The sequence below is a fragment of the Bacillus sp. FJAT-22090 genome (genome assembly GCF_001278755.1).
Classification (GTDB): domain Bacteria; phylum Bacillota; class Bacilli; order Bacillales_A; family Planococcaceae; genus Psychrobacillus.
Window position 1 is genome coordinate 4,201,346 of sequence record NZ_CP012601.1, and the last position, 8,946, is coordinate 4,210,291.

Annotated in this window: 9 protein-coding genes; 6 read left to right on the forward strand and 3 right to left on the reverse strand. The window is 35.7% G+C overall.

Translation table 11 applies throughout. The features are described from left to right. Positions 1–55 precede the first annotated feature (55 nt). A complete protein-coding gene (locus tag AM499_RS21065; protein WP_053592033.1) occupies positions 56–1,060 on the forward strand; it encodes an ABC transporter permease in 1,005 nt (334 codons plus the stop codon). A 22-nt stretch (positions 1,061–1,082) separates the two neighbouring features. Then, positions 1,083–1,976, forward strand: a complete 894-nt coding sequence (locus tag AM499_RS21070; RefSeq protein WP_156316875.1) for an ABC transporter permease — start codon at positions 1,083–1,085, stop codon at positions 1,974–1,976. A 635-nt stretch (positions 1,977–2,611) separates the two neighbouring features. Here the strand turns inward: AM499_RS21070 and AM499_RS21075 are convergent. Further along, a complete protein-coding gene (locus tag AM499_RS21075; RefSeq protein WP_053592035.1) occupies positions 2,612–3,694 on the reverse strand; it encodes an FUSC family protein in 1,083 nt (360 codons plus the stop codon). A 40-nt stretch (positions 3,695–3,734) separates the two neighbouring features. Further along, the gene (locus tag AM499_RS21080; protein ID WP_053592036.1) at positions 3,735–5,024 is read right to left on the reverse strand and encodes a glutamate-1-semialdehyde 2,1-aminomutase; all 1,290 of its coding nucleotides are present in this window, start codon (positions 5,022–5,024) and stop codon (positions 3,735–3,737) included. 193 nt (positions 5,025–5,217) lie between these two features. On the opposite strand from AM499_RS21080, the gene bcp reads away from it, so the two are divergent. The 3 genes from bcp (at position 5,218) to perR (ending at position 7,204) form a co-directional block, all read left to right on the forward strand. Beyond that, positions 5,218–5,700, forward strand: a complete 483-nt coding sequence (bcp, locus tag AM499_RS21085) for a thioredoxin-dependent thiol peroxidase (protein ID WP_053592037.1) — start codon at positions 5,218–5,220, stop codon at positions 5,698–5,700. A 2-nt stretch (positions 5,701–5,702) separates the two neighbouring features. Then, on the forward strand, positions 5,703–6,647 hold the full coding sequence (locus AM499_RS21090) for a D-2-hydroxyacid dehydrogenase (RefSeq protein WP_053592038.1): 945 nt from the start codon (positions 5,703–5,705) through the stop codon (positions 6,645–6,647). A 113-nt stretch (positions 6,648–6,760) separates the two neighbouring features. Beyond that, positions 6,761–7,204 carry a peroxide-responsive transcriptional repressor PerR gene (perR, locus tag AM499_RS21095; RefSeq protein WP_053592039.1) on the forward strand — a complete coding sequence of 148 codons (444 nt, stop codon included), beginning with the start codon at positions 6,761–6,763 and terminating at the stop codon, positions 7,202–7,204. A gap of 47 nt (positions 7,205–7,251) precedes the next feature. On the opposite strand, the gene AM499_RS21100 is transcribed toward perR, so the two are convergent. After that, positions 7,252–7,596, reverse strand: coding sequence for a YgzB family protein (locus AM499_RS21100; RefSeq protein WP_053592040.1), 345 nt, complete (start codon positions 7,594–7,596; stop codon positions 7,252–7,254). 214 nt (positions 7,597–7,810) lie between these two features. On the opposite strand from AM499_RS21100, the gene AM499_RS21105 reads away from it, so the two are divergent. After that, positions 7,811–8,674: a nucleotidyltransferase-like protein gene (locus AM499_RS21105; RefSeq protein ID WP_053592041.1), complete on the forward strand. Its 864-nt coding sequence runs from the start codon at positions 7,811–7,813 to the stop codon at positions 8,672–8,674. The last annotated feature ends 272 nt before the right edge of the window (positions 8,675–8,946 follow it).

Below are 8,946 nucleotides of genomic sequence, written 5' to 3' on the forward strand. Positions count from 1 at the left end.
CTACTTAGAAACTATCTAGATTCCAGCGCTTTTAATATAAGGAGAGGTGAAGACAATGCTTCACTATATCGGAAAAAGATTATTACAATTAATCCCTGTTTTGCTTGGTATGACATTTGTTGTCTTTATGATTATACGGGCTATCCCTGGGAATCCTGCTCAGGTTATATTGGGGCAATTAGCATCAAAAGAAGCGATAGAAGCATTAGAAATAAAACTCGGATTAAATAATCCATGGTATACGCAATACTTTGATTACTTATTTGGTCTCCTAAAAGGAGATCTAGGAGAATCGATGCGAACAGTTCAACCAGTTGCAAAAGAGATCTGGCCATACTTAGCGGCAACATTTGAATTGGCTCTGTTTGCCATTATTATTGCGGTCATTATTGGAGTAAATGCTGGAATTATCTCTGCTTGGTTCCAAAACTCTTGGTTTGATTACTTTGCAATGATCTTAGCGTTAATTGGTGTATCAATGCCAATCTTTTGGTTAGGTTTGATGGAACAATGGATATTTGGAATAGAATTTCAATGGCTCCCTACGACAGGTAGAGAAGATGTAAGGAATCCAGTTTCATCTGTCACGAACTTATATGTATTAGATACGATTTTGAATGGTCGTTTTGATCAGCTGGGTGTCGTGTTAAAACATCTTGTATTGCCGGGTATTGCACTTGCAACTATTCCAATGGCCATTATTGCACGAATGACTCGTTCTAGTATGTTAGAAGTAATGAGAGCTGATTATGTTCGAACTGCTCGAGCAAAAGGGCAAAAAATGTTTTGGGTTGTTTATAAGCATTCGTTGAAGAATGCCATCATTCCAGTTTTAACAGTTATCGGCTTGCAAATGGGTCTGTTACTTGGTGGAGCGATATTAACAGAAACTATTTTTGGGTGGCCTGGTATTGGACGTTATATTTATGATGCAATTCAGTTCCGTGACTATCCTGTCATTCAATCTGGAATATTAATTGTTGCGTTTATTTTTGTCATGATTAATCTATTTGTTGATATTTTATACGGTTTAATTGATCCAAGGATTAAATACGACTAAAGGAGGAATGAGGATGTCTGAAATGGTTCCGAACACGATAAATGAAGCAGTAGGTACTGTAAAAGAAACGTCGACTGGCCCTTGGCGTGATGCTTGGCGAAGCTTTAGTAAAAACAAAGTAGCGCTAGTTGGAGCAGTGATAGTTCTTTTCTTCGTGTTTTTAGCTGTATTTGGTCCGTGGTTAGCACCCCAAGGGATTAATGAACAGTCCATAAAAGATCATCGATTGCTTCCGCCATCCAGTGAATTTTGGTTTGGGACAGATGATTTTGGTAGAGATATTTTTTCACGTATTATACACGGAGCAAGAATTTCACTTGGAGTAGGCTTTTTCTCTGTTATTGGTTCCGTAGTGGTAGGTAGTATTCTAGGGATTATTGCAGGTTATTATGGAAAATGGGTGGATATGATTATATCCCGAGTTTTTGATGTAATGCTAGCATTTCCAAGTATATTATTGGCTATTGCAGTTGTTTCTGTATTAGGTCCTTCCCTACGTAATGCATTGATTGCCATCGCAATTATTAATATTCCTAACTTTGGTCGACTCATTCGCTCAAAAGTTTTAAGTATTAAAGAGGAGGAATACATAACATCTGCCAAAGCGATAGGGATGAAAGACATAAGAATATTATTTTCTCATATTCTTCCGAACTCGCTGGCTCCTGTAATTGTTGCAGGTACATTAGCTATTGCATCGGCGATTATTGAAGCAGCAGCTTTAGGTTTTCTTGGTCTTGGAGCGCAGGCACCTGCACCAGAATGGGGAAAAATGTTAGCGGATGCTCGAATGTTTTTACGTAATGCACCATGGACAATGATTTTCCCAGGCCTTGCGATTATGCTAACAGTACTTGGTTTTAATTTAATGGGAGATGGACTCCGAGATGCTTTGGATCCTCGAATGAAAAACTAAAAAACGTGTCACCTAGATAAATAGGTGACACGTTTCAAACTGTTGACAAACTTGAATTTATGTTTAAATAGGGTAGATCCGTTTTTCCGAAGCCGAGGGACTGAAAAAGTCCTCACTGAGATTTCTATAACAGTATGTGAACGACAAGTTGTTCACATACTCGTTTTTTTTTTCGGACTCGTTAATTTCCGTTCCAGGCGGACGCTTTCCACCGGCATGGCTTCAGCCGCTTCCCTCGCTACGCTCAGTCCAGGGTCTTCAGCTCATGCTATTCCGGCTGGAGTCGCCGCCTTCCACTCCAATCAACTATTATCCGCTTTTCATTTAGGAAACCCTTATGCTATAAAAAAGCAAGTTTTTATCACTTACATTTTTTCAATTAGTATTTATAGAAAATCGTTGAAAAAGGCGACACTCCTGCGGGAATAGCGTTAGCCGAAGACACCGCAGCGCAGCGAGGAGGCTAAGGCAACGCCCGCGGAAAGGGAGACGTTTCAACGATTTTCTTATTCGGAGGCCATTATTTAGTAAAGACAATTTCTATAGACTTTTTCAGTGCCCTCGCTAAGTGCCTGCTTTTTCCACTGTTGCAAGGAAACTTTGTCAATGCAGGTATGTGTGCTTTTGAGAAAAACTTAATATGGTGTTTCTTCTATTTGAACAGTAAGTTCAGAGCTGTGATAGTTTTGATACGAAGTAATTAGTGTATCGATGTGTTCTAATTGCTCTTCATATTTTAAAATATTGGATAATATATGAAGTAAGTGATAAGTTGAAAATTCCTCTTCAATTTTAGTAACAGCAATTTGTTGGACAAAAATATCCATAACTTCTTGTCTTTGAATGAACGCTTGTGAACCGTTCCATTCTATATGCTCTGGTTTTAACTTCCCTATAAACTTCAAATGAAGCTGTTCATGATAAGTTAGGAGAGAATCTAAACGTTCCTTGATCATCATTCGAAAATGTTCGGGAAGTTCTAATAACTCGTTCTCATGGAGATGAAGTCTTTTTAAGACATCCAAGCTTTTATAGGAAACGGAGATTAGTTCTCTATAGATAACTAATTTTCTTCCTTTTGTATATGTTGCTTTTTTAGAATAGCCACGTTCTTCTTTAAAAAATGAATAGATCTGATCTATACGAGTTAATCGATCTTGTATTTGATTAATTGCTTGTTTTGTAGAGCTATGATCGGACGCATGTCTTACAGCAATTCGTATCCATCGTATAATCTCATCTTGCGTATAGTGAATGGCATTAAACAATTTCGTTTCGAATTTAGGAGGTATAAATATTAAATTCACCACAAATGCAGATACGACTCCGACAAGAATTGTTAAAAATCGTATTAAAGCAAATGTTAAAAAGTCATCACTTTGAACTTCCATTATCGCAATAACGGTTACGAGAGCTAAAGAAATTGTTTTTTCAAGTTTAAACTTCAGCATAATCATAATAGCAAATATTGCAGCAAAACCGACTGCAATAAAGTGATTTCCAAATACTAAGGCGAAAATAACGGCTATTGCAGCTCCGATTAAATTCGATTGTATTTGTTCAATAACAGTCAAATAGGATCTATATATTGAAGGTTGAACTGCAAATATCGCAGCTATTCCCGCAAAAACAGGGCTAGGAAGCTGGAGTAAATCTGCGATGAATAATGAAAAAACAATCGCTACTCCAGTTTTGAATACGCGAGCTCCTAATTTCATTTAATCCTATCCTTTCATTTTTGCAGGTTTCATGTAACTTTTACTTTAATTGTGCGAAAGCCTTGTTAACTGCAGCAATTGTATTATTAATATCTTCTTCTGTGTGTGCAGTTGTAATAAACCACGCTTCGTATTTAGAAGGTGCAAGATTAATACCTTCATTGAGCATAAGTTTGAAGAATTTGGCGAACATTTCACCATCTGTCGCTTCTGCTTGGTCGTAGTTTTCTACTTTTACATCGGTAAAATAAACAGAAAGTGCACCTTTTATTCGATTAATGGTGATTATTATATTATTTCTTTCTGCGGCTTCTAGAATACCTTCTTCTAATATTCCACCAAGTCTATCTAATTCTTCATATACACCGGGTTGTTGTAAAACTTCTAAACAAGCAATCCCTGCTTGCATAGACGCAGGATTACCTGCCATTGTTCCTGCCTGGTAAGCAGGTCCGAGTGGAGCTACTTGTTCCATGATTTCTTTTTTCCCACCGTATGCTCCAATTGGAAGGCCACCACCGATTATTTTACCAAGTGCAGTTAAATCCGGAGTCTGATCTAACATAGTAGAAGCAGCTCCATAATGGAAACGGAAAGCTGTGATTACTTCATCATAGATGACAAGTGTACCTTTGTCTTTTGCAATCTTGTGAACAAGTGGTAAAAATCCTTCGTTTGGCTCTACCATACCAAAGTTTCCAACAATCGGTTCAACTAAAATACAAGCTAATTCTTCACCCCATTTTTGCATAGCTTCTTCATAAGCTTTTGGATCATTAAATGGAATAGTAATCACTTCTTCAGCAATAGTTTTAGGAACTCCTGCAGAATCTGGTGTACCAAGTGTAGCTGGCCCCGAACCTGCTGCCACTAAAACTAAATCTGAGTGACCATGATAGCAACCAGCAAATTTCATCACTTTCGTTCTTCCTGTATATGCACGTGCTACACGTATGGTAGTCATTACTGCTTCTGTACCTGAGTTTACAAAGCGTACTTTATCCATAGAAGGTATTGCTTCTTTTAACATCTTTGCAAACGTCACTTCATGTTTTGTTGGAGTACCATAAAGTAGTCCTGTTTGAGCTGCTTTTGTAATTGCTTCAGTAATATGTGGATGCGCGTGTCCAGTAATAATAGGTCCATAAGCTGCTAAATAATCGATATATTTATTACCGTCTACGTCATAAAAATAAGCGCCTTCTGCTCTATCCATGACAGTTGGTGCTCCACCACCAACGGCTTTATATGATCTAGATGGGCTGTTTACGCCACCTACGATATGTTCAAGTGCTTCACTATGTATTTGTTCAGATTTAATTCGTTCCAATTGTAAAACCTCCGCTTGATTTGTCTTGCTTTACTGAAATGAAAGTATAACGTTATGAACGAGCCACTGTCCAGTCACCTCGGCAAAGCTGTCCATTTTAATTGTAGTAAATTTTTATGAAAAAGGCTAAAGAAAATTGAACTTACTGGAAAACTTCGATACTATAAAGGCAATACCAAGGGGAGGAATCGATATGCAAACACTAGAAGGTATGATAGCACCAAAATTTTCATTAAAAAATGAAGCAGGAGAAATAATATCATTAGACAATTTTGCTGGTAAGAAGTACGTTGTTTTGTATTTCTATCCGAAAGACTCTACTCCAGGCTGCACTACAGAAGCTTGTGATTTTAGAGATACACATGAAGCCTTTGCTGATTTAAATGCGGTTATTCTTGGTGTAAGTGCAGATAATGAAAAAGATCATACGAAATTTATTGAGAAACATGGTTTACCATTCTCTTTGTTAGTTGACGATACTCATGAAGTGTCGGAAGCGTATGGAGTATGGAGATTAAAAAAGATGTTTGGTAAAGAATTTATGGGAATTGAAAGATCTACATTTCTAATTGATCCAACGGGAACTGTTATAAAAGAATGGCGTAAAGTAAAGGTAGATGGTCATGTAGAGGAAGCGTTGGATACATTGAAACAAATTGTGACAAGTGGAGAATAAAAATGAACATATTATTTTCTTTTCTACCTAAACCAGAGCAACAAGCAAACTTAATACAAAGATTCCCACATGAAAAATTTTATTTTCAAAAACCTTTTGATGAAGAAACCTTGCGGAATGCTGATATATTTGTAACGTATGGTGAAGATTTAAATGTATCTCATATAGAACTGGCAGATAGATTAAAATGGATTATGGTAGCTTCGGCAGGTTTAGAAAAGATGCCTTTGAAGGAAATAGCAAGTCGTAATATACTTGTGACGAATGTTAGAGGCATTCATAAAATACCGATGGCAGAGTCAATTGTCGCGCATATATTATCCATAAAAAAATCACTTCCGATTATTGCTCAAAACCAAAGGGATAGTTTATGGTCAAAGAAAGTGTCTTCATCAGAGCTATTTGATTCAACTGCATTGATTTTAGGACCTGGTGCAATCGGAGGTGAGGTGGGAAGAATCCTGCAGGCTTTCGGCGTCCATACAATAGGGTGCAATCGTAGCGGAGAACAAGCCGATTTTATGAATGAAATGGTTTCTTTTTCTGACCTAAAAAAAGCACTGCCTAAAGCAGATATTGTTATATCTATACTACCAAGTACTGTAGAAACAAGGAATTTATTAACCTCTGAGCATTTTCATTGTATGAAACGTACAGCTATCTTTATGAATTTCGGAAGAGGAGATGTAGTGAAAGAGGAAGTGCTTTTACAGGCATTACAAAATAACTGCATTGCATACACAGTGTTAGATGTTTTTGAAAATGAACCGCTAAAAGAAGATCATCCTTTTTGGAAAATGGAGAATGTAGTCGTTTCTCCCCATGTTTCCAGTCATTCTTCTCAATATGTCGTTCGTGCACTCGATATTTTTTCTGAGAATTTAATGAAGTGGCTTAATGGTGATACTTCATTAAAAAACGTTATTGATTTGGAAAGAGGATACTAATAGTAGTACATATTCCCTTTAATACTGTAAAGTTTGACATTCAATGCTCTTTCTCCTTATACTTATTGTAACAATTACAAACTAAGAATAAATATGAAGAGAGGTGCATTGCGATGACGGAAGTACATTTAAGAGATGCTTTAGATACATTAAAATCTACTGGTGTACGTATTACACCTCAACGCCATGCGATATTGGAATTTATTATCCAATCAATGTCCCATCCAACAGCGGACGATATATATAAAGCACTTGAAAGTAAATTCCCTAGCATGAGTGTTGCAACAGTGTATAACAACTTACGTGTATTTAGAGAAGCTGGGCTAGTTAAAGAACTTACTTATGGAGACTCATCTAGTAGATTTGATTTCATAACAAATGATCATTATCATATGATTTGTAACTCATGTGGGAAAATTGTAGACTTTCATTACCCTGGATTAGATGAAGTAGAGCATTTAGCTTCCCATTTAACTGGATTTGAAGTTAGTTCACACCGCATGGAGATATATGGAACATGCCCAACGTGTAAAGAGCAGGCAACGAGTTTACAATAAAAAAACCGAGCGAAAACATTTCGCTCGGTTTTTTGTTTTATCTATAGTTATCTCTTTCTATTTAAAGATTGATCGAATTCTTGACCCTCAAGTGATGGGTCCAGTGTCAATGGTTCTTTACAATACATACACATATCAACTCTCCCTAACACCTTTGTATGTTTTCCGCAATTCGGACAAACAACTTGTACAGCCTTAGTAGATAGTAAACCAATCCAACCATAAACAGCTGTGCTTGCTATAATAGAAATTAATCCGAGAGTCATAAAAATAGTTACTAAAATAGCATTTTCTCGAAAGAATATTGCTCCATACATAATGATGAATCCGAAGAAAATTAGTCCCAAAGCAAAGGAACGTATTCGGTTTATTTTGTTTTTATAAGGTTTCATTTTCATCCTCCTAATTTCTAAATCCACTATATCATATTTTGTTATGAACTACTCCCATTTTACTTCAAGTTACTTATCTTAATATCCTATGATAACTCATAACTATATTAGACTTCTTGACGTTAATGTTAAAATAATGTTTTGAATGAACTAATAGAAGGAGATATAAAATAGTTGTCGAAAAACTATATAATGAAATAAAGGAGGCACAATTTTGGAAGCACTTTTGAGACCTATTTATCAAGAAAGAGCAAGTGATCCTAATACACTAGGTATTATATTTGTAGAAAAACGTGAAGAGGTTAGTCCGATAACAGATACATTTGATTCTATTTTATTTATATTGACTAAAGAAGCAGAACATCCTATTTTTACAAAGCATTATACGTTTAATGATAAAAAAGCTGCTATGCATGTAATCACTGAGAGACAGTTAAAAAAATGGTTACTGCTAGGAACAAATCCTAAATTAGTAGATTGGCTACTTAATGGCAGAGTAATCTTCGATAGAAATGAATATATAGAAGAATTGAAAAAAGAGTTACAAGAGTTTCCTATTAACGGAAGAAAAGTAAGGATGGGTATAGAATTCGCTAAATTAAGTAAAAGATACTTAGAGGGTAAACAGTTTTTTGAGCAGTTGAATTATTTAGATGCTTATAATCATATAGTAGAGTCTTTACATCATTTAGCTCGTTTGGCTGTGTTTGAACATGGAATGCATCCAGAAGTGATGGTTTGGAAACAAGTGAAACAGTTAGATCCATCCATCTATAAATTATACGATGAGCTTGTTTCAAGTGAAGAGTCGATAGAAAAGAGATTAGAACTATTATTTTTAGCAAGTGAATTTTTAATTCATTCTAGAATAAAAGAGGGTGCACAACATATATTAGAGGTGCTAGCTTCAAAAGATTATTGGACAATCCAAGAGATTCATGAGCAAGAGGAATTAAAAAATTACTCTGTGGATTTAGAAGTCTTTATAGAATTTTTAGTAGAAAAAGGTTTTATATCTATTGAAAAACAATCTACCAAAAGCAATGAAATCATGCATAGATACTATAAAGTTAATTGATTTTTAGATGATTGAAAAAAACGGACAAAGATTTGTTCGTTTTTTTGTTGACAAAACTATCGAGATAGTTGTATTATAATAAACGTCGTCAAAAACGAAACAAAAAATATTGACGAAAAAGGTTTTTGAAAAACTTCTTGACTCTTCGCTCGAGTGGTGATAAATTAGAGAAGTCGCAAAAAACGACATAACAAAATGAACATTGAAAACTGAACATGCAAAACGTTAAGACATATAGCTTGATAGACTAACTTCGGTTAGTCGGATAGCAA

What these genes read in the sequence shown, in the direction of transcription:
- AM499_RS21065 (WP_053592033.1), top strand. Translation starts at nt 56, where the DNA reads ATGCTTCACTATATCGGAAAAAGATTATTACAATTAATCCCTGTTTTG.
- AM499_RS21070 (WP_156316875.1), top strand. Translation starts at nt 1,083, where the DNA reads ATGGTTCCGAACACGATAAATGAAGCAGTAGGTACTGTAAAAGAAACG.
- AM499_RS21075 (WP_053592035.1), bottom strand. Translation starts at nt 3,694, where the DNA reads ATGAAATTAGGAGCTCGCGTATTCAAAACTGGAGTAGCGATTGTTTTT.
- bcp (WP_053592037.1), top strand. Translation starts at nt 5,218, where the DNA reads ATGCAAACACTAGAAGGTATGATAGCACCAAAATTTTCATTAAAAAAT.
- AM499_RS21090 (WP_053592038.1), top strand. Translation starts at nt 5,703, where the DNA reads ATGAACATATTATTTTCTTTTCTACCTAAACCAGAGCAACAAGCAAAC.
- perR (WP_053592039.1), top strand. Translation starts at nt 6,761, where the DNA reads ATGACGGAAGTACATTTAAGAGATGCTTTAGATACATTAAAATCTACT.
- AM499_RS21100 (WP_053592040.1), bottom strand. Translation starts at nt 7,596, where the DNA reads ATGAAACCTTATAAAAACAAAATAAACCGAATACGTTCCTTTGCTTTG.